Source organism: Pyxidicoccus sp. M15, from assembly GCF_056858435.1.
Window position 1 is genome coordinate 7,655,440 of the sequence record NZ_CM166495.1, and the last position, 18,813, is coordinate 7,674,252.

Sequence of the window (18,813 nt, forward strand, 5' to 3'; positions counted from 1 at the left end):
ATGGAAGCGTCGAAAGACTCCCTCCTGCTCAGGGTCTACGCGCCAGCACTCACGGGCGACGACCGTCGCCCGGTGGCTGTTGCCCACGCCATGGAACACGCGCTTCCCGGCCTGCGGCTGGGCTGGACGATTTCGGACGCGGGCCGATTCATTCCCCTACCGGGTCGCGACGAGTGGATGACTGAAGGCGTGAGAACCGGTGCGTTTCCACTGCTCAGCAATGACGATGAGAGCAGCCTCGTCACGCTCACCTGGTCGGAACCGCCCGCCAGCCAGAATCCGGGGGGCCAGCGCCTTCTCGAGGTCCACGCGGAGTGGCCACTGGATGCGCAGGGCCTCGGGGCAGCAGCGGACCTGCTGGAGCGGGTGGCGGAGAGCACACGCGCCCTGTGGGGACAGGCGACGCCTGGACGCCCAGCCGGTGACATCGGGGAGCAGACGAGCCCCACGCTTGCAGGGCCGCCCCGCCCGCCCCGTGGGCTGCCAGCACTCAAGCTTCCATGGGACATCCGTTCGCCTGAGATTCCACATCGCCTGGGGTGGCTGAACTTCTGGTCGGCCGCCACCGCACGGGCCATCGGATTCCCGGACTCCTCGCGCGACGAAGACCTGCTCTCGCGGGCCCGGCGCACTGCGACAGGCGGATGGGTCGTTCCGCTCACGGATGCGCCGCTCGAGCTCGACAACCCGGCGCACCTCGAAGCGCTCCTGCGCGCCTACGAGCGCTTCCCGGAGATCGGCGGACGCTCAACCCCTTGAGTCTGCCCCCGAAGGAAGGCAGGGTCGACCGCCCCCACCAGGGTATGCGCTCTTCATGTCGTCCCCCCCACCCGAACCCGAGCCGGTGCATGAGCCAGAACCTCTACGACATCCCCCTTACCTCCATTCAAGGTACCGCGCAGACCCTCACCCCGTTCAAGGGCAAGGTCCTGTTGGTGGTCAACGTGGCGTCCAAGTGCGGGCTGACGCCCCAGTACGAAGGACTGGAGAAGCTCTACGAGCGCAAGCGCGACCAGGGGCTGGAGGTGCTCGGCTTCCCGTCCAACGACTTCCTCGGCCAGGAGCCCGGCACCGAGGCGGAGATCCAGGAGTTCTGCAAGCTGACCTACGACGTGAAGTTCCCGCTGTTCTCGAAGGTCGCCGTGGTGGGAGAGAAGCAGCACCCGCTCTATCGCGAGCTGACCCGTGCCTTCCCCGCTGCCACGGGCGAAGGGCCGATGCGCGCGCGGCTCCAGGGCTACGGCATCCAGCCGAATCCGGTCCCCGAGGTGCAGTGGAACTTCGAGAAGTTCCTCATCGGCCGGGATGGCCGCGTCGCGGGGCGCTTCGCCCCGGACGTGACGGCGGAAGACCCCCGCCTCCTCCAGGCCATCGACGCGGAGCTGGCGAAGCAGGCCTGACCGCTCAGCCTCGGTGGCCCGCGCGCTGCTTCACCGAGGCGTCGCCGCCATGATGATGGCGGCGACCTACTCGAACGCGGTGAAGGAGAAGGTGGACTGGAAGTCGACCTCCGCTCCCTTGCTCATGAAGCTGGAGGCAGCCGGGCCACGCAGCACCACGTTGAACTTGCCGTCGAGGAAGCGGGTGTAGTCGTCCGGCGCCATCGCCGTCGAGTCGAAGTCGACGAGGAACGAGACCGGGCCGCTGCCCGTGGGGTTCTCCACATGGCCCGCGACGTAGGTGTTGTTGGACTCGTCCATGCGGAAGAGGGTCTCCACGCGGCCACTGAAGACCTCCGCGAGCGAGGCCACGCCCACGCTGCCAGCGCCCAGGGTGAGCGTGAGCGTGGCGAGCTCCACGCGAGAGGGCGACTGGCCCTCCAGCGCCCTGCGAGCGTCATCGACGAAGACCTTGAAGGGGTTGCCCGACTCGGTCGAGATGCCCTTCTGGGCGGTGACGGTGGCGTTGACCGTGTCGGACGACTTGGCCTTGAGGTTGATGCCGACGGGCGCCGAGTACGACACCGCATCGTCTCCGCAGCCCATGAGCGAGAGCGCGGCGCACAACACGAGCGGAAGAATACGGTTCATTTTCAAGGGCTCACTTCGAGAGAGCGGGCGCGCTCGGCCTGACGCACCCTGATGAGGGCGGTGTTGCGACAGGGAGACCCGCCCGCGGGGCCTTTGGCCACGTCCCCGACGGGCCGACGGAGTTCAAGGACCGCGCGCTGGAGCGCAAGCTCGACGCGCTGACCACCGCGGGCATCGACTGGCTGCGCGAGGTGCTCGCGGAGCATGTCCAGCGAGGACCCTGTGCAAGCGGCCGTGGCTTCGAGAGACCCACTGGTTCGGACGGGGACCGTGACGACACACATTAAGAGTCATGGACCGAGAAGGAGTCTGGCCATGCAGACCACGATGACCCCTGGGAGCGGGTCGCCGGAGGGCTCGGCGGGAGTGGTGGCGGAGTCCCAGCAGGAGTCCCCTGCCCCCGTCGTCTGGTTCGAGTCCCTGTCGCGCGAAGACACGTCCATCGCGGGAGGCAAGGGCGCCAACCTCGGCGAGCTGACGCGGGCCGGCCTGCCCGTCCCCCGGGGCTTCGTCGTCACCGCCGCCGCCTTCTCCGCCTCCCTGGAGCCCATCCGCTCCCGCCTGACGCAGCTGTGGCGCCGCATCGACCCGGACGATGCGGAGTCGCTCGCCACCCTCTCCAGGGAGCTGAAGACGCTGGTGCGCGAGGTGCAGCCTCCCGCCTCCGTGCGCGCGGCCCTCCTGGACGCGTACCGGCAGCTCGGGAAGGAGCGCGCCGTCGCCGTCCGCTCCTCCGCCACCTCCGAGGACACCGCGGACACCTCCTTCGCGGGCATGCACGAGACGTTCACCAACGTCGCCGGCGACGCCGCCGTGCTGGAGCGGGTGCGCGAGTGCTGGGCCTCCGCCTACGGAGAGCGCGTGGTGGCCTACCGCCGCAGCCAGGGCCTGTCCGAGGAGCCCACCCTCGCCGTGGTGGTGCAGGAGATGGTGGACTCGGCGCGCTCGGGGGTGATGTTCACCGTGGACCCGTCCACCGGAAACCGGGAGCGGCTCGTCATCGAGGGCGCCTTCGGGCTGGGCGAGGTCGTGGTCGGCGGGCAGGTGGAGCCCGACACGTACGTGGTGGACAAGCAGCGCCTGCGCATCCTGGAGGCCCGCATCGGCCACAAGGCCTTCCAGATTGTCCGCGAGAGCCACGGGAAGGAGCACCGCGTCGAGCTGTCCCCCGAGGAGGCCGGCCGCCGGGTGCTGAAGGACGAGGAGGTCCTGGAGCTGGCGCGGCTGGGGCTGCGCGTGGAGCAGCACTACGGCTCGCCGCAGGACGTGGAGTGGGCGGAGTCGGGAGGGCGCCTGTACCTCGTGCAGTCGCGCCCCATCACCACGCTGGCGGCCGGCGGGACGGCGCCGGAGCCACAGCCCCCCGCGGCGAAGGGCGCACCGCTCGTCACCGGCCTGGGCGCGTCGCCCGGTGTCGTGTCCGGCCGGGTGCGCGTGCTGCAAAAGCCCGAGGAGGGCAAGCGGCTGCAGAAGGGCGAGGTGCTCGTGGCGCCGATGACGTCTCCGGACTGGGTGCCCACCCTGCGCCGCTGCGCCGCCATCATCACCGACAGCGGCGGCATGACGTGCCACGCCGCCATCGTCAGCCGGGAGCTGCGCATCCCCTGCGTGGTGGGCACGCGCTCGGCCACGCGGGTGCTGCGCGACGGCGAGGAGGTGACGGTGGACGGCTCCACCGGCCAGGTCCGCGCGGGGCTGGAAGCGGCGCCCGAGTCCGTCCAGGCCACCCGGGCTCCGGCCCCCACCGTGGCCGGCGAGCCCGAACCGCTCGCCACCCGGCTCTACGTCAACCTCGCCCTGCCCGGACAGGCGAAGGCGGTGGCCGCGCTCCCGGTGGACGGCGTGGGGCTGCTGCGCGCCGAGTTCATGCTGACGGAAGCGCTCGGCGGCGTGCACCCGAAGCGGCTGCTGGCCCAGGGCCGGCGCGCGGAGTTCGTGGAGAAGCTGGCCGGCTCGCTGCTGGAAATCACCCGCGCCTTCCATCCGCGCCCCGTCGTCTACCGGACCACGGACTTCCGCACCAACGAGTTCCGCGGCCTGGAGGGCGGCGACGAGTTCGAGCCCACCGAGGCCAACCCGATGATGGGCTACCGCGGCTGCTACCGCTACCTGCGCGAGCCCGAGGTCTTCCAGCTCGAGCTGGAGGTGCTCGCCCGCGTGCGCGAGGAGACGCCCAACCTGCACGTGATGATTCCCTTCGTGCGCACGAAGTGGGAGCTGGAGGCGTGCCTGGAGGCGATGGAGCGCGGCCCGCTGGGCCGGCAGCGGGGCTTGCAGCGCTGGGTGATGGCGGAGGTGCCCTCCGTCGTCTACCGCATTCCCGAGTACGCGAAGCTGGGCATCACCGGCGTGTCCATCGGCTCCAATGACTTGACGCAGCTGATGCTCGGGGTGGACCGGGACTCGGAGCTGTGCGCGGAGCTGTTCGACGAGTCGGACGCGGCGGTGCTGGACGCCATCCTCCACATCATCCGGGCCAGCCGCGAGGCCGGCCTCACCTCGTCCCTGTGCGGCCAGGCGCCGTCCAACCACCCCGAGTTCGCCGAGCACCTGGTGCGCGCGGGAATCACTTCCATCTCGGTGGACCCGGGGGCCGCGGGGGCGGCACGCAGGGTCATCGCGGCGGCGGAGCGAAGGCTGCTCCTGGAGGCAGCCCGGACAGGGCACCTATGAAGACGCGCCCCGGCAGCCGCCGGGCTTCCCGGCTCGAGCAGGTGGTCGCCAGACTGGGGCCCTTCGCGGCCGGCCTCGCCCTGGTGATGGCCGTGGGCGGACTGCTGGCGTGGGGCCTGGGCGACATGAACGTCCTCCACGCCTACATCGACGCCTGCATCGCCGTGCTCTTCGCGCTGGCGCTCTTCCTGGTGCTGCTCACCCGGGATGCGCGCACGCTCTCCCTCCTGGAGGCGGAGCGCCAGCGGATGGAGCAGTCGCTCCGGCTGTCCGAGGCCCGTCTCGGCGGCATCATCTCCGGCGCGGCCGACGCCATCATCTCCATCGACGACGCGCAGCGCATCACCCTCTTCAACGAGGGCGCGGAGCGCATCTTCGGCCACTCCGCCCGGGAAGTCCTGGGCCAGCCCCTGGACCTGCTCCTCCCGGAACGCTACCGGGCCATCCACAGACAACACGTGGAGCGCTTCGCGGCGGGCACGCACGCCTCGCGGCAGATGGCGGAGCGGCGCCCCATCATCGGCAGACGCAAGAATGGAGAGGAGTTCCCCGCGGAGGCCAGCATCTCCAAGGTGGACGTGGGTGGAAGCCACGTGCTCACCGTCATGCTGCGCGACATCTCCACACGCAGGCACGCGGAGGAGGTGCTCCGCACCAGCGAGGAGCGCTTTCGCACCGCGTTCGAGGATGCCCCCATCGGCATGGCCATCGTCGGGCTGGACGGCCGCTTCCTGAACGTGAACGACTGCCTGTGCAGGATGGTCGGCTACTCGCAGCGGGAGCTCCTCGTCCGGGGCTTCCGGGACATCACCTGGCACGAGGACGTCGATGCGGACCTGGCCGGCCTCCAGCGGCTGCTCACGGGAGAGCTCGGCACCTACCAGCGGGAGAAGCGCTACGTCCACAAACAGGGCCACGTCGTCAGCATCCAGCTGATTGCCTCGCTGGTACGCGACTTCCGGGGGGAACCCCTCCACCTCATCGCACACATGCTGGACATCTCCGAGCGGAAGCAGTTCGAGCAGGCCCTGAGCTTCCTGGCCGAGGCGGGGCCGCGCCTCGCGGGCTCGCTCGAGTCCCGGACGACGCTCGCAACCGTGGCGCGGCTCGCAGTCCCTGCCCTGGCGGACTGGTGCGTGGTCGAGCTGGTGGATGAGGACGGGCGCCTCCAGTCGGTGCAAGGCGTGGCGGCCTCACCGGAGAGCTCGCGCCTGCTGGACACGCTGCTGCACACCTACCCCCAGGAGCCGTCGCGCCAGGGGAGCATCGTCGCGGGCGTGCTCCAGACGGGACGCTCCGCCCTGTTCCAGGATGTCCCGGGAACGGTGTTGGAGTCGATGGCCGAGGACGGCCCCCACCTGGAGCTGCTCCGACACATCGCCCCCCTGTCCGGCATCGTCGTGCCCCTCTCGGCTCGCGGGCACATCCTGGGGGCCATCATCCTCTGGACCTCCGAGTCGGGGCGCCACTTCGGCGCCCGGGACCTGGCGCTGGCCGAGGAGCTGGCCAGTCGCGCCGCGCTCGCCATCGACAACGCCTGTCTCCATGAGCGGTCCGAGCAGGCGACGCGCACCCGCGACGAAGTCCTTCGCGTCGTGGCCCATGACCTCCGCACCCCCCTGAACGTCATCGCCCTGAGCGCCGAGACACTCCTGAAGCGGGCGCCCGAGCAGCGGGCCACCGACACGCGGCCGCTGGAGACCATCCGGAAGGCGGTGCAGCGCTCCCACCGGCTCATCCAGGACCTGCTGGACGTCGCCCGCATGGAGGCCGGCCACCTCTCGGTGGAGCGCGCTCCGCTGCGAACCGCGTCCCTCGTGAGAGAGGCCATCGAGCAGCACCGCGCGCTCGCGGAGATGAAGTCCCTCCAGCTCACGGCCGACGTCCCCGAGGACGTCCCTCCCCTCCTCGCCGACCACGACCGGGTGCTTCAAATCCTCTCGAACCTCATTGGCAACGCGCTCAAGTTCACCCCCGAGGGCGGACGCATCGTCGTCCGGGCCGTGCCCGATGGAGGCATGTTGAGATTCTCGGTGCGGGACACGGGGGCCGGGATTGACTCGGAGAACATCCCCCATCTCTTCGAGCCCTTCTGGCAGGCGCGGGTGGGGAGGAAGGAAGGCGCCGGGCTGGGGCTCGCCATCGCCAAGGGGCTCGTCGATGCCCACAGCGGCCGCCTCTGGGTGGAGAGCAGCCCCGGCATGGGGAGCACCTTCTCCTTCACGCTCCCCACCGCGTTTCCAGCCGAGGAGCCCATCGCGCACTCGCCGTGAGCCCCTTTGAAACCCCAGGGCCTCCCGCCCCACGGCCCGCCACTCACCAGGTGTCGATGAACCGGCGCCGCCCCTCGCGCGCCGGCTTCGGGACGGAGCGCAGGCCGCGCAGAAGCCAGGCGCGCGTCTGTGCGGGGTCGATGACGGCGTCGAGCTCCAGCAGCGACGCCATGTTGAGGGCGGTGCCGCGCTGGTGGGCCTCGGCAATCAGCGCCTTCGCCATCTCCTCCCGGGCCGCCGGGTCTTCGATGGCCTCCAATTGCTTGCGCATGCCGATGCGCACGGCCCCCTCCAGGTTCATCCCCCCGAACTCACCCGTGGGCCAGGACACGTTGAACACGGGCGCGTGGAAGTGCCCACCCGCCATGGCCTGCGCTCCCAGCCCGTAGCCCCGCCGCAGCACCACGGTGAAGAACGGGACGCCGAGGCTGGCGGCGCCCACGAACATGCGGGAGACGTGGCGCACCAGCGCCGTCTCCTCGGCCTTGGGCCCCACCATGAAGCCGGGCGTGTCACACAGCGAGACGATGGGGAGACCGAACGCGTCGCAGAGCTGGAAGAAGCGCGCGGCCTTGTCGGCGGCGCTCGCGTCAATGGCGCCGCCGAGGTGGAACGTGTCATTGGCGATGAGCCCGAGCGGCTGCCCCTCGATTCGCACCAGCGCCGTCACCAGGCTGCGCCCGAAGTCCCTGCGCAGCTCCAGCACGGAGCCCGTGTCCGCCAGCGTCTCGATGATGGGGCGGACCTTGTACGCACGGCGGCGGTTCTCCGGCAGCGCGTCCCGCAGCCGCTCCTGCGGTGCGCACACCCCCGGTGCGACGGGGCCCTGGAAATAGGAGAGGTATTGCTTCGCGACGGCCACCGCTTCGGCCTCGTCGCGCACGCGCACGTCGATGACGCCATTGCGCGTCTGCACGTCCGCGGGGCCAATCTCCTCCGGAGCGAATGAGCCCAGCCCGCCGCCTTCAATCATCGCCGGGCCGCCCATGCCGATGTTGCTGTCGTCGGTGGCGATGATGACGTCGCAGCTGCCCAGCAGGGCCGCGTTGCCGGCGAAGCACCGCCCGGAGACGAGGCCCACGCGCGGGACGAGCCCCGACAGCGCGGCGAACGCCAGGAAGCTGGGCGTGTCCAATGCCGACACGGTGTGCGTGTCCGTGTCGTTGGGCCGTCCGCCGCCTCCCTCCGCGAAGAGCACCACCGGCACGCGCCACTGCGCGGCGAGCGCCAGCATGCGGTCCAGCTTCCGGTGGCCCACCAGCCCCTGCGTGCCGGCGAAGACGGTGTAGTCGTAGGCGAGCACCATGGTGCGCGCGCGCTCGTCGTCGAAGAGGGCGCGGTTGACGGTGCCCACCCCGCAGACGAGGCCGTCCGCGGGGCTCGCCCGGACCAGGTCCTCGATGGAGCGCGTGGAGCGCTGCGCCGCCAGCGCGAGCCCGCCGTATTCCGAGAAGCTCCCCGCGTCCACGAGGTCGGCGATGTTCTCCCGCACCGTGCGCTGGCCCGTCTTCCTCCGCCGGGCCACCGCCTCCGGGCGGCCCGCGTCCGTGGTGGCCGCGAGCCGCTCGCGAAGCGCCGCGAGCTCCGGGCGGACCTCGCCGGTAGGGGGGCTGCCGCCGTCGCCATTCGTGTCGCTCATGCGCGCGGGATGATGCCACGGTGCAGTCCTGTGGTCATCGTGCAGTGGAATAGACTTACGCGCCGTGTCATCCGCGTGTCTCGTTTCGCTCTGCAAAACACAGTCAATGAAAGCACCGATACATTCCGCCCTGCGAAACACAGTCAAGGAATTCGTATTTGATATCTTTTCAGGCTCTCGGGTCTGTGGCAAAGCTGCCGCCACCAATCCAGCGGGGAGGATGCGATGCGACGGCTCGTACTCGGGCTCATGGCGGCGGCTCTCGGGTTGACTGCATGCAAGAAAGAAGAAGCCACGACGCCTGCGTCTGAAGGCTCGCAATCGCAGTCCCGGCCTGTCTCGGACATCAAGACAGACAAGGGCGTGGACCTGGAGAAGAAGGTCGTCTACGTCGGCGCGCTCAATGACGAGAGCGGCCCCGGGGCGGCCATTGGCAAGCCATTCGCCGCGGGGAAGCGCCTGCTGGCCAGGCAGGTGAACGCAGGCAACAGCGGCCTGCTCCCCGACGGCTGGAAGCTGGAGCTCGTCGAGAAGGACCACGCCTACAACCCGCAGAACGCGGTGCAGGCGTACAGCGACATCCACGACCGGGTGCTCTTCCTGGGCACCAGCTTCGGCACGCCCAACACCCTGCCCCTGCGGGACAAGCTGGCGGCGGATGGGATGGTGGCCTTCCCGGCGTCGCAGTCCTCGGAGATGGCGCGCAACCAGTACACGCCTCCCATTGGCGCCTCCTACAAGCTGGAGGCGATGCGGGCCATGGACTGGGCCGTGGAGCACGCGGGCGGCGCGGACAAGGTGAAGGCAGCCATCGTCTACCAGGGCGATGACTACGGGAAGGATGGCATTGACGGCTGGACGGCGGCCGCGCGGCTCCACGGCGTCACCGTCGTGTCACAGCAAACCGTGGCACCGGGCCAGAAGGACTTCGCCGCCGTGGTGACGGCGCTCCAGCAGTCGGGCGCCAACTACGTGCTGCTCACGGTGCTCCCCAGCGCGTCGGGGCCCATCCTCGGCACGGCGGCGCAGCTCAAGTACCTGCCCACCTGGGTGGGGCAGACGCCGGCCTGGGTGGACCGCTTCTTCGACCCCAAGGTCATCCCCGCCGCCGTCTTCACGAACTTCTACTGGGCCACGGGGCTCACCTACTGGGGCGACGACGTCCCGGGCATGAAGGACTTCCTCGCGCTCCATGGCCAGCACGCGGACGTGCCGAAGGACTTCTACACGCTGTCGTCCTACGTCCAGGGGCTCGTCCAGGTGGAGGCGCTCAAGAAGGCCATCGAGGCGAAGGACGTCACCCGCGCGGGGTACCTCAAGGCGCTCAAGGGAATCACGGGCACCACCGCGCGCGGCATGGCGGCGGAGCCGGTGGACCTGTCCCGCTTCCCCTATGAGACGTCCGTCAGCGTCCGGGTGCTCAAGCCGGTGATGGACCAGGGCAGCTGGCGCGTCGTCGCCGGCTACGCGAAGCCGAAGGCGCTGGACGCCTCCTCCGCGAAGGCCAGCGATGACAGCAAGTAGTCCGCCCCTCCTCCAGGTGCGCAACCTCCAGGTCGTCTACCACTCGGTGGTGCGGGCCCTCCGGGGCATCTCCCTGGAGGTCCCCCAGCAGGGCGTGGTCGCCCTGCTGGGCCCCAACGGCGCCGGCAAGTCGACCGCGCTGCGCGCCATCAGCGGGCTGTTGGACCTGCACGACGGCGCCATCACCAAGGGCAGCGTCGCGCTGGCCGGACAGAGCCTCCTGCGCCTGCCCGCGGACGCGCGGGTGCGAGAGGGCGTGGTGCAGATTCTGGAGGGCCGCCGCATCCTCGGCGAGCTGTCGGTGGAGGAGAACCTGCTCGCCGGCGGCTTCGGCATGGGCGCGAAGGCGCGCGCGGAGCTCGTCGAGTCCGCCTTCACCCGCTTCCCGTTGCTCCGGGAGCGGAGGCGCCAGAAGGCCGGCTACCTCTCCGGAGGCGAGCAGCAGCTATTGGCCATCTGCCGCGGGCTGATGCGGCGGCCGAAGGTGCTGCTGCTCGACGAGCCCTTCCTCGGGCTGTCGCCGAAGGCGGTGGGCGAGGTGTCGGAGCTGATCCAACGCATCAGCGCCGAGGGCGTCTCCGTGCTCCTCGTCGAGCAGAACGCGAGGGTGGCGCTGCGGCTGGCCCACTACGGCTACGTGCTGGAGACGGGGAAGGTGGTGCTGGACGGCCCCGCGGACCGGCTGCGCGACGACCCGGACGTGCAGGAGTTCTACCTGGGCTTCGGACGCGAGGGCCAACGCGGCTACCACGAGCTGAAGCGCTACCGCCGCAAGCGGCGCTGGCTGTCCTGAGGACGCAAGGCATGGCACTGCTCGAGCTCGACAACGTGGGCCTCTCCTTCTCCGGCGTGCGGGCGCTGGACGGCGTCTCGTTCTCCATCGAGGCGGGAGCGCTGCACGCCGTGATTGGCCCCAACGGCGCCGGCAAGAGCAGCCTCTTCAACTGCATCAGCGGCATCCACCGGCACATGGAGGGCCGGGTGCGGCTGGACGGCCAGGAGCTCACGGGCGTGGAGCCCACGGAGATTGCACGCCTGGGCGTGTCGCGCATGTTCCAGAACCTGGCGCTGTTCGAGCACCTCACCGTGCTGGAGAACCTCCTCCTGGGGCGCCACCAGCGCTACCGGACGGGCCTGCTGAGCCACCTGTTCTGGACGCGCGGCGCGCGCGCGGAGGAAGTCAGGCACCGCGAGAAGGCCGAGGAGGTCATCGACTTCCTCGACCTGGAGCACTTCCGGTGGATGCCCGTCGCCGTGCTGCCCTACGGCATCCGCAAGCGCGTGGAGCTGGGCCGCGCGCTGTGCATGGAGCCGAAGCTGCTGCTCCTGGACGAGCCCACCGCGGGGCTCAACCAGGAGGAGACCGAGGACATGGCCAACACCCTCCTCGACCTCCGGCACGAGCTGGGCGTGACGCAGGTCCTCATCGGCCACGAGCTGCGCTTCGTGATGGACCTGGCGACGCAGGTGACGGTGCTGGACCGGGGCCGGGTCATCGCGAACGGGCCGCCGTCGGCGCTGCGCAATGACACCCGCGTGCTGAGCGCCTACGTGGGCGGAACGGTGGCGGCATGAGTGCGGCCCTGCCCATGAGCCTTCCGGCGCAGCTCTGGAAGCACGCCGAGGAGCGCCCCCACGCGGTGGCCATCCGAGAGAAGCGGCTGGGCATCTGGCGGGAGCTGTCCTTCCGCGAGTACCTGGAGCGCGTCGCCCACGTGGCCCGGATGCTGTGGGAGCTGGGCGTGCGCGCGGGGGACTCGGTCGCCATCCTCAGCGACAACCGGCCGGAGTGGCTGTTCGCGGACCTGGGCACCCAGGTGGTGGGCGCGCGCACGGTCGGCATCTACCAGACGAACCCGCCGCCGGACGTCGCGTACATCCTCAATGACGCCCGCTGCAAGGTCGTCATCTGCGAGGACCAGGAGCAGTACGACAAGGTGGCCACCGTCGCCGCCGAGACGCCCTCCGTCCAGCACGTCATCGTCATCGAGCCGCGCGGCCTGCACGGTGTGCAGGACGCCCGGCTGCGCACGTGGGAGCGCTTCCTGGCCGACGGGCGCGCCCTGGCGGAGCAGGAGCCCGCGTGGCTCCGGACGCAGCTCGCGCAGCGGGACCCGGACGACGCGGCGATGGTCATCTACACCTCGGGCACCACGGGCTCGCCCAAGGGCGCGCTGGTGTCCAGCCGCAACATGCTCCAGGGCTCGGCCACCTTCGTGGAGCAGCTCGGCCTGACGCCCGAGGACAGCGTCGTCTCCTACCTGCCCCTGTGCCACGTGGCGGAGAAGCTGTTCAGCCTGCTCCTGCCGCTCGTCGTCGGTGGGAAGGTCCACTTCGGCGAGGCGCTGGAGACGGTGCAGTCGGATGTCGCGGAAGTGTCTCCCACGGTGTTCCTGGGGGTGCCGCGCATCTGGGAGAAGATGCACGCGATGGTGATGGTGAAGATGCGCGACGCCTCGTGGCTCAAGCGCACCCTCTTCGACACCTTCACCCGGCTGGGCGGCCGGATTCGCGAGCGCGAGCGCAACGGCCAGCGCCGCTGGTGGGACGGGCTGGTGTGGTTCGTGGGTGACTTGCTCGTCTACCGGCCCCTTCAAGAAAGGCTGGGGCTGCGCCGCTGCCGCTTTCCCATCTCCGGCGCGGCGCCCATCTCCCCGGAGCTCATCACCTGGTTCGACGGCGTGGGCGTCCGCATCTACGAGGGCTACGGGCAGACGGAGAGCGCCGGCACCAGCCACCTCAACATCCCCGGGGCCACGCGCATCGGCACCGTCGGGCGCCCCGTGCCGGGCGTGGAGTGCCAGCTCGCGGAGGACGGCGAGGTGCGGGTGCGCGGCTCAAACGTCTTCCTCGGCTACCTCAACCGGCCGGACGCCACGGCCGAGGTGCGCCAGGACGACGGCTGGCTGCACACCGGAGACCTGGGGGAAATCGACGCCGACGGGTACCTCCGCATCACCGGCCGCAAGCGCGAAATCCTCATCACCTCCGGCGGGAAGAACCTGTCGCCCGAGCGCATCCAGAACGCGCTGAAGAACAGCCCGTACATCAAGGAGGCGGTGGCCATTGGCGACCGGCGCGCCTTCGTCACGGCGCTCATCCAGATAGACGCGGACACGGTGTCGGACTGGGCCCTGCGCCGCAAGATTGCCTTCACCTCGTACACCGACCTCACCACCCAGCCCGAGGTGCTGAAGCTGGTGGAGGACGAGGTGGCCCGCGCCAACGAAGGCCTGGCCCGCGTGGAGCAGGTGCGCGCCTTCCGGCTCCTCCCGCGAGAGATGACCCAGGACGCGGGTGAAGTCACCGCGTCCCTGAAGGTCCGCCGCAAGGCGGTGCTCGAGCTGCACGCCCCCCTGGTGGAAGCGATGTACGCGAGGAAAAGCGAATGACGCAACTGCTCCAGCTCAGCATCTCCGGACTGGCGTTGGGAGCGAGCTACGCGCTCATCGCCCTGGGCTTCTCGGTGGTGTACCGCGCCTCGCGGCTCTTCAACTTCGCGCACGGCGAGCTGCTGAGCCTGGGCGCGTTCCTGATGACGGCGCTGGTGGACGTGCTGCCCTGGTGGCTGGCGCTCCTCGCCGCCGCGGGCCTCACCGGCGGACTGGCGGCGCTGCTGGAGCGCACGGTGCTGCGGCGCATGGTGGGCCGGCCCGTCTTCACCACCATCATCCTGACGCTGTTCCTCGGCCTGCTGCTGCGCGCCGCCATCGTCATCGCCTTCGGCACGGACACGCGCGGCATGCCGACGCCCTGGGACGCCATGGCGGAGGTGCAGGTAGGCAACGCCACCGTGCTCCTGTCGTCGCTGGTGTCGCTGGGCGCGACGGCGGCGGTGCTCGTCCTGCTCCACGCGCTCGTGCAGCGCACGCCGCTGGGCGTGGCGATGCGCGCGGCGAGCGAGAGCCAGGAGGTATCGCTGGCGCTCGGAATCCCCGTGGGCCGGGTGCTGGCCTTCACCTGGTTCCTGGCCGGGGCCACCGCCGCGGTGGCGGGCATCTTCCTGGGGATGTTCCCCCGCTCGGTGGACTCCAACCTGGGCTACGTGGCGCTGCGCGCCTTCCCGGCCATCATCGTCGGGGGCCTGGAGTCGGTGGTGGGCGCGGTGGTGGCGGCGTTCATGCTGGGACTGCTGGAGGTGCTGTCCCAGGCGTACGTCAACCCGCACCTGGGCGCCTTCGGACACAACTTCCACGCCGTCTTTCCCTACGCGGCGATGATCCTCTTCCTCGTGCTCCGGCCGCGCGGCCTGTGGGGCGAGCACGAGGTGCGTCGGGTCTGAACGCCCGCGAGACGACACCATGCCAACCCGCCCCCTGGTGATTCGCTACGAGGACGACCTGAAGCTCTTCCCCGGCCTGTGGCACAAGGCCGGCGTGGTGGTGACGCTGGCCGTCGCCCTGGGCTACCCGTGGCTCGCGAGCGCGCGGTGGCTCACCGTCGGAAACCTGGGCCTGGTGGCCATCGTCGGCGCCGCCGCGCTGATGGTGCTCACCGGCTTCGCGGGCCAGGTGAGCCTGGGACACGCGGCCTTCCTCGCGCTGGGCGCGTACACCGTCGCGGTGCTGGGCACGAAGTGGGGCTGGCCCTTCTGGCTGGCGCTCCCGCTGGCCGGCGCGGTGTCCGCCTTCGTGGGGGTGGTCATCGGCGTCTTCGCGCTGAGGCTCAAGGGGCTGTACCTGGCCATCGTCACGCTGGGGCTGGTGTTCCTCACGCAGCACGTGCTGCTCGCGTATCCGGAGGTGACGAGCGGGCTGAGCGGGACGTCCGTCCCCATGTACTGGTGGTTCCGGGGCGAATCGGGCGGCACGGCCTCGGTGGGGGACACGTGGCTTGTGGGGCCGGTGGTGCTGGGCTTCGAGCGGAAGCTGTACTTCCTCTTCCTGCCGCTGGCGGCGGGCACGGTGTGGCTGACGAAGAACGTCCAGCGCTCCAACAGCGGCCGGGCGATGATGGCGGTGAGGGACCAGGACCTCGCGGCGGAGGTGCTCGGCGTCTCCACGACGCAGGCCCGGCTGCAGGCCTTCGGCGTCTCCTCGTTCCTGGCCGGCATCGCCGGGGCGATGTTCGCCTTCCAGCAGCAGTACATCACCGTCGAGCCGCCGTTCGATTTGAACCTGTCCATCCAGTTCATCGCCATGATTGTGCTGGGCGGGGTGGGCAGCGTCTTCGGCGCGGTCAGCGGCGCGCTCGCCTTCACCTTCCTGAGCCCCCTCGCGGAGTCGGTGGGGCACGCCATTCCCCTCATCAACCAGCTCACCTCCGCGCAGCAGGCGACGGTGCTCCTGTCCGTCGTCGTGGTGCTCGTGCTCGTGCTCGAGCCCATGGGGCTGTTCGGCGTGTGGCTGCGCATCCGCCGGTACTTCCTTGCGTGGCCCTTCCGCTACTGAAGGCCCCGCCAGACTCGACGTTTACCCCGCAGAGGAGACCCACCATGAATCGCGCGTTCCTCGCTGTCCTGTTCGTATCCCTCGTGTCGGCGACCGGTGCCCGGGCCCAGCAGGCGGACTTCCGGGACTATGAAGCGGGCTTCTACGTCCCGAACCGGAGCGTCATCGCGCACACGTACCTGCGCCACGCGTCCGCCTCGGGTGAGCGTGACTTCTCGCAGACGCAGGCGGCCTTCCGCGCCACGTACGTGCTCAAGAGCGAGGGCGGGCTGGTCGTCGTTCCCTTCGACGTGAGCATGCCGGTGGTGGATGTCACGGTGTTCCAGGCCAACCCGGCGTCGCCGGCCGCGCCGAAGACGGCGCTCCGGGCCTCGGGCGTGGGCGACCTCACCTACATTCCCACGGTGGGTTACGGCCTCGTCCAGGACGCGGAGACGAACACGCACACGTGGTTCGCCTTCACCCCGTACGTCACCATTCCGGTGGGCAACTACAGCAGCGACCGCTTCCTGAACATCGGCAGCAACCGCTGGACGGTCCGCCCGCAGCTCGTCGTGGGCCAGCGCTTCCTGAAGGCCTTCACGCTGGAGGCCATGGCCAACGTGGCCATCCACGGCGACAACGACGAGTTCCCGGTGCTGGCGGGCACGGAGGTCGCGAAGCTGAAGCTGAGCCAGTCGCCGTCGCTGGGCGGCATCCTCGCGGCGGGCATGGACCTGTCCCAGAGCTTCTTCACGGGTGCGGCGCTGTACATCGACCGGAACGGGCAGCGCACCATCGAAACGCCGACAGGCGAGGTGGAGGTCTCCCCGAAGCAGACCGTCAGCTCGCTGCGCCTGACGATGGGCGTGCGCATCGAGAAGCTGACCACCGTCATGCTCCAGTTCCAGCCGGACATCTACGGCTCCCAGGGAGTGACGAAGGGCAATTTCGTCGGTGCCCGTCTCACCCACGTCTTCTTCTAGGGCGTCTCCAGGCGGGGGAAGCGCCGGCTGCCTCGTGGCGGCCGGCGGGCATCCTCCCTGCCTTCGCCACCCTGGGACGGGACAAGCAGCACTGCGAGTGCGGCATCCCCCTGCCTCCGGACTGTTGACAGGTCATCCTCGCGTAACCCGTGATACCGGGAATCCGTGCCCGGTGGCATGCTGGCCGCTGGACTCGAGGAGGCTCGCGATGATCGACGTCATCAAGGTGGCAAAGCAGCTCAAGAGCGCGGTCCTGGCGGATCCGGAGCACTTCTACACGAACGAAACAGGCGCCTGGGTCACCGGCCTGCCGACGCCGCAGGAGATTCGCATCAGCACGGGGCGGGAGCCGTACTGGATCAACCTCGGCTACTGGCGGGACGTGGAGCGCGTCGACGAGAACAACTTCGAGCGCGTGGGCGAGCTGTTCAGGTCCGCCCAGGAGCAGATGGCGCACCTGCTGGCGAAGACGGCGCGCCTGGGCTCGGAAGACACGGTGCTGGACTGCGGCTTCGGCTACGCGGACCAGGACCTCCTGTGGGCCGAGCAGTACCGCCCCGCCCGCATCACCGGCGTCAACATCACCCCGAACCAGGTTCGCATCGGCCGCGAGCGCGTGCGGCTCACGGGGATGGACAGCGTCGTCCGCCTGGAGCAGGGCTCGGCGACCGCCCTGCCCTTCGGCGCTGGCGAGTTCAGCGTCGTCTTCGCGCTCGAGTCCGCCATGCACTTCCGGACGCGCCGTGACTTCCTGCGCGAGGCGTTCCGGGTGCTGCGCCCGGGAGGCCGGCTCGTCATGGCGGACATGTGCCAGAAGACCGACCGCGAGGCCGGACTGGGCCTGCGCCGCCGCCTGCAGCACCGCTACTGGCGCGGCCTGATTGCCTTCCCGGAGGCCAATGTCTGGTCGACGCAGCGCTACGTCTCGGAGCTCGAGCAGGCGGGCTTCCAGAAGGCGCGGCTGGACTCCCACGCTGCGGACGTCTACCACGGGGCCAACACCGCCATCCCCGCGCTGCGCGGACTGGCGGCCCTCGAGCGCAAGCTCGGCGCCGTCACCCTCGACAAGGTCCGAGAGAGCGTGAAGCAGGCCCGGCTGACGCCCCTCGATCAGACGCAGTGGATCAATCTCTTCAACTGCGACGAGTACGCCGTGGTCTACGCCGAGAAGCCCTGAGGCATCTCCCCGCGTCCTCGTTCCAGGGGAGGGCGAGGTGGCGAACGGCTTCGGGCCGCGTGTGGAGCCGCACGACACCACCCTCTCCTCCGGTTGCGTGGCGACGGGAGGAGGAATGCCGCCTGATGGGGCCGTGTCACAAGCCGGAGTTGGCGTTCGCGGCTCAGGCGGGACAGTGGCAGGAGCCATGCCACTGTCCTGGGACACACCAGAAGTGCCCGCATCCGGCGACTGAGCATCTGGCTGGGCGGCGCCAGGCGGAATGCCGCCGCCACGGGAGCCGCCGGAGTCGTCCGCCTTCGCCAGCGCGCGCCAGAGGGCCTCGGCCGACGCGAGGACGTCCTCCCGGAATACCTCCTCGTTTCTCTCCGCCTGGGCGCGCACCCACTCCGCCAGCGTGCCCCACACCAGCGCTTCGCCCACTCTGGCGCAGCCCGGCACCAGCGCCCCGTCCTGCTCTCCCTTCAGTAGCACCTCGCGCACCAGGGCCCGTGCCGTACTGCCGGGCGCGGGCTGCCCGGCGACGTCCGGGTGCCGATGCAGGAAGGTGAAGACGAAAGGGCCGGGAAGCCCCAGTGCCCAGTGCGTCAGCGCATTCCAGAAGGTGAAGAAGGCCTCGCGGAAGGTGACGCCGTCCGCTCCATGTTTGCAGAAGAAGGCCCAGTCCACCTCCTGGCAGAAGGTTTCCTCGTGGAAGGTTCGCACCGTCCGGGCGTAGTGCCGCTTGCTGCCGTAGCGCCGGTACAAACTGCCCACCGACATCCCAGCGGACCGGGCCAGTTCCTCGGCCTTCACGTGCTCGTAGCCGCGCCGGCCCAGCACCTCCGCCGAGTTCTGCATCATCCCCGACAGGTAATGCTCCGCGAACCCCATCCCCTACCCCCTCCTGCCCCCTCCGGGGCAGCCGTCTCGTGGAAGGAACGTTCCTTCCACCATCTCCTTCTACCGGAGGGAGCTGACATGGTGGGTTGGGAGAGGATGGATTCCCTCCGAGGTAGGCAGACTCGTCCGTGCCTTCCGGGCCTGTACGCCCATGCCCGAGGTCCAGTGTCGGGGCCCGCGAACAGGACATGGGCGCCGCGACAACAAGGCAGCGAGGTGAAGCCCGCCCCGTCGAGTGGCAGCCCGACGCCTGCGGCAGG

Annotated in this window: 14 protein-coding genes and 1 pseudogene; 12 read left to right on the forward strand and 3 right to left on the reverse strand. The window is 70.0% G+C overall.

Annotated features, from left to right (window positions below; genetic code table 11):
- Together ACX9TP_RS28235 and ACX9TP_RS28240 are read left to right on the forward strand one after the other, a co-directional pair.
- Complete coding sequence (locus ACX9TP_RS28235; protein ID WP_482973732.1) at nt 1–759, forward strand: DUF5953 family protein; 759 nt, start codon at nt 1–3, stop codon at nt 757–759.
- Between the two features lie 89 nt (nt 760–848).
- The gene (locus tag ACX9TP_RS28240; protein WP_482973733.1) at nt 849–1,400 is read left to right on the forward strand and encodes a glutathione peroxidase; all 552 of its coding nucleotides are present in this window, start codon (nt 849–851) and stop codon (nt 1,398–1,400) included.
- Nucleotides 1,401–1,466: 66 nt separating this feature from the next.
- On the opposite strand, the gene ACX9TP_RS28245 is transcribed toward ACX9TP_RS28240, so the two are convergent.
- Nucleotides 1,467–2,030, reverse strand: coding sequence for a hypothetical protein (locus ACX9TP_RS28245; protein WP_482973734.1), 564 nt, complete (start codon nt 2,028–2,030; stop codon nt 1,467–1,469).
- Nucleotides 2,031–2,345: 315 nt separating this feature from the next.
- Here ACX9TP_RS28245 and ppsA point away from each other — a divergent pair, with 315 nt between their 5' ends.
- Nucleotides 2,346–4,703, forward strand: coding sequence for a phosphoenolpyruvate synthase (gene ppsA / locus ACX9TP_RS28250; RefSeq protein ID WP_482973735.1), 2,358 nt, complete (start codon nt 2,346–2,348; stop codon nt 4,701–4,703).
- Nucleotides 4,700–6,976 (forward strand): sensor histidine kinase, encoded by a 2,277-nt coding sequence (locus tag ACX9TP_RS28255; protein ID WP_482973736.1) that lies wholly within the window; start codon nt 4,700–4,702, stop codon nt 6,974–6,976. Before ppsA ends, ACX9TP_RS28255 begins: the two co-directional genes overlap by 4 nt.
- 43 nt (nt 6,977–7,019) lie before the next feature.
- On the opposite strand, the gene ACX9TP_RS28260 is transcribed toward ACX9TP_RS28255, so the two are convergent.
- The gene (locus ACX9TP_RS28260) at nt 7,020–8,615 is read right to left on the reverse strand and encodes an acyl-CoA carboxylase subunit beta (protein ID WP_482973737.1); all 1,596 of its coding nucleotides are present in this window, start codon (nt 8,613–8,615) and stop codon (nt 7,020–7,022) included.
- A 225-nt stretch (nt 8,616–8,840) separates the two neighbouring features.
- On the opposite strand from ACX9TP_RS28260, the gene ACX9TP_RS28265 reads away from it, so the two are divergent.
- The 8 genes from ACX9TP_RS28265 (at nt 8,841) to ACX9TP_RS28300 (ending at nt 17,671) form a co-directional block, all read left to right on the forward strand.
- A complete protein-coding gene (locus tag ACX9TP_RS28265) occupies nt 8,841–10,139 on the forward strand; it encodes an ABC transporter substrate-binding protein (protein WP_482973738.1) in 1,299 nt (432 codons plus the stop codon).
- Entirely contained in the window at nt 10,126–10,932 is an 807-nt protein-coding gene (locus tag ACX9TP_RS28270; RefSeq protein ID WP_482973739.1) for an ABC transporter ATP-binding protein, read from the forward strand. The genes ACX9TP_RS28265 and ACX9TP_RS28270 overlap by 14 nt, the downstream gene beginning before the upstream one ends.
- 11 nt (nt 10,933–10,943) lie before the next feature.
- On the forward strand, nt 10,944–11,714 hold the full coding sequence (locus ACX9TP_RS28275; protein ID WP_482973740.1) for an ABC transporter ATP-binding protein: 771 nt from the start codon (nt 10,944–10,946) through the stop codon (nt 11,712–11,714).
- A gap of 14 nt (nt 11,715–11,728) precedes the next feature.
- Nucleotides 11,729–13,531, forward strand: a complete 1,803-nt coding sequence (locus tag ACX9TP_RS28280; RefSeq protein ID WP_482973741.1) for an AMP-dependent synthetase/ligase — start codon at nt 11,729–11,731, stop codon at nt 13,529–13,531.
- Nucleotides 13,528–14,421 (forward strand): branched-chain amino acid ABC transporter permease, encoded by an 894-nt coding sequence (locus tag ACX9TP_RS28285; protein WP_482973742.1) that lies wholly within the window; start codon nt 13,528–13,530, stop codon nt 14,419–14,421. Before ACX9TP_RS28280 ends, ACX9TP_RS28285 begins: the two co-directional genes overlap by 4 nt.
- A gap of 19 nt (nt 14,422–14,440) precedes the next feature.
- Entirely contained in the window at nt 14,441–15,529 is a 1,089-nt protein-coding gene (locus tag ACX9TP_RS28290; protein WP_482973743.1) for a branched-chain amino acid ABC transporter permease, read from the forward strand.
- A 44-nt stretch (nt 15,530–15,573) separates the two neighbouring features.
- Complete coding sequence (locus ACX9TP_RS28295; protein ID WP_482973744.1) at nt 15,574–16,494, forward strand: transporter; 921 nt, start codon at nt 15,574–15,576, stop codon at nt 16,492–16,494.
- Nucleotides 16,495–16,702: 208 nt separating this feature from the next.
- On the forward strand, nt 16,703–17,671 hold the full coding sequence (locus ACX9TP_RS28300; RefSeq protein WP_482973745.1) for a class I SAM-dependent methyltransferase: 969 nt from the start codon (nt 16,703–16,705) through the stop codon (nt 17,669–17,671).
- Between the two features lie 771 nt (nt 17,672–18,442).
- Here the strand turns inward: ACX9TP_RS28300 and ACX9TP_RS28305 are convergent.
- Nucleotides 18,443–18,544 (reverse strand): annotated as a pseudogene (locus tag ACX9TP_RS28305) (hypothetical protein); the annotation flags it as partial.
- Between the last annotated feature and the right edge of the window lie 269 nt (nt 18,545–18,813).

Coding starts and splice junctions, on each gene's coding strand:
- ACX9TP_RS28280 (WP_482973741.1), top strand. CDS start 11,729: ATGAGCCTTCCGGCGCAGCTCTGGAAGCACGCCGAGGAGCGCCCCCAC.
- ACX9TP_RS28285 (WP_482973742.1), top strand. CDS start 13,528: ATGACGCAACTGCTCCAGCTCAGCATCTCCGGACTGGCGTTGGGAGCG.
- ACX9TP_RS28260 (WP_482973737.1), bottom strand. CDS start 8,615: ATGAGCGACACGAATGGCGACGGCGGCAGCCCCCCTACCGGCGAGGTC.
- ACX9TP_RS28270 (WP_482973739.1), top strand. CDS start 10,126: ATGACAGCAAGTAGTCCGCCCCTCCTCCAGGTGCGCAACCTCCAGGTC.
- ACX9TP_RS28265 (WP_482973738.1), top strand. CDS start 8,841: ATGCGACGGCTCGTACTCGGGCTCATGGCGGCGGCTCTCGGGTTGACT.
- ACX9TP_RS28275 (WP_482973740.1), top strand. CDS start 10,944: ATGGCACTGCTCGAGCTCGACAACGTGGGCCTCTCCTTCTCCGGCGTG.
- ACX9TP_RS28235 (WP_482973732.1), top strand. CDS start 1: ATGGAAGCGTCGAAAGACTCCCTCCTGCTCAGGGTCTACGCGCCAGCA.
- ACX9TP_RS28290 (WP_482973743.1), top strand. CDS start 14,441: ATGCCAACCCGCCCCCTGGTGATTCGCTACGAGGACGACCTGAAGCTC.
- ACX9TP_RS28255 (WP_482973736.1), top strand. CDS start 4,700: ATGAAGACGCGCCCCGGCAGCCGCCGGGCTTCCCGGCTCGAGCAGGTG.
- ACX9TP_RS28240 (WP_482973733.1), top strand. CDS start 849: ATGAGCCAGAACCTCTACGACATCCCCCTTACCTCCATTCAAGGTACC.
- ACX9TP_RS28300 (WP_482973745.1), top strand. CDS start 16,703: ATGATCGACGTCATCAAGGTGGCAAAGCAGCTCAAGAGCGCGGTCCTG.
- ACX9TP_RS28295 (WP_482973744.1), top strand. CDS start 15,574: ATGAATCGCGCGTTCCTCGCTGTCCTGTTCGTATCCCTCGTGTCGGCG.
- ppsA (WP_482973735.1), top strand. CDS start 2,346: ATGCAGACCACGATGACCCCTGGGAGCGGGTCGCCGGAGGGCTCGGCG.
- ACX9TP_RS28245 (WP_482973734.1), bottom strand. CDS start 2,030: ATGAACCGTATTCTTCCGCTCGTGTTGTGCGCCGCGCTCTCGCTCATG.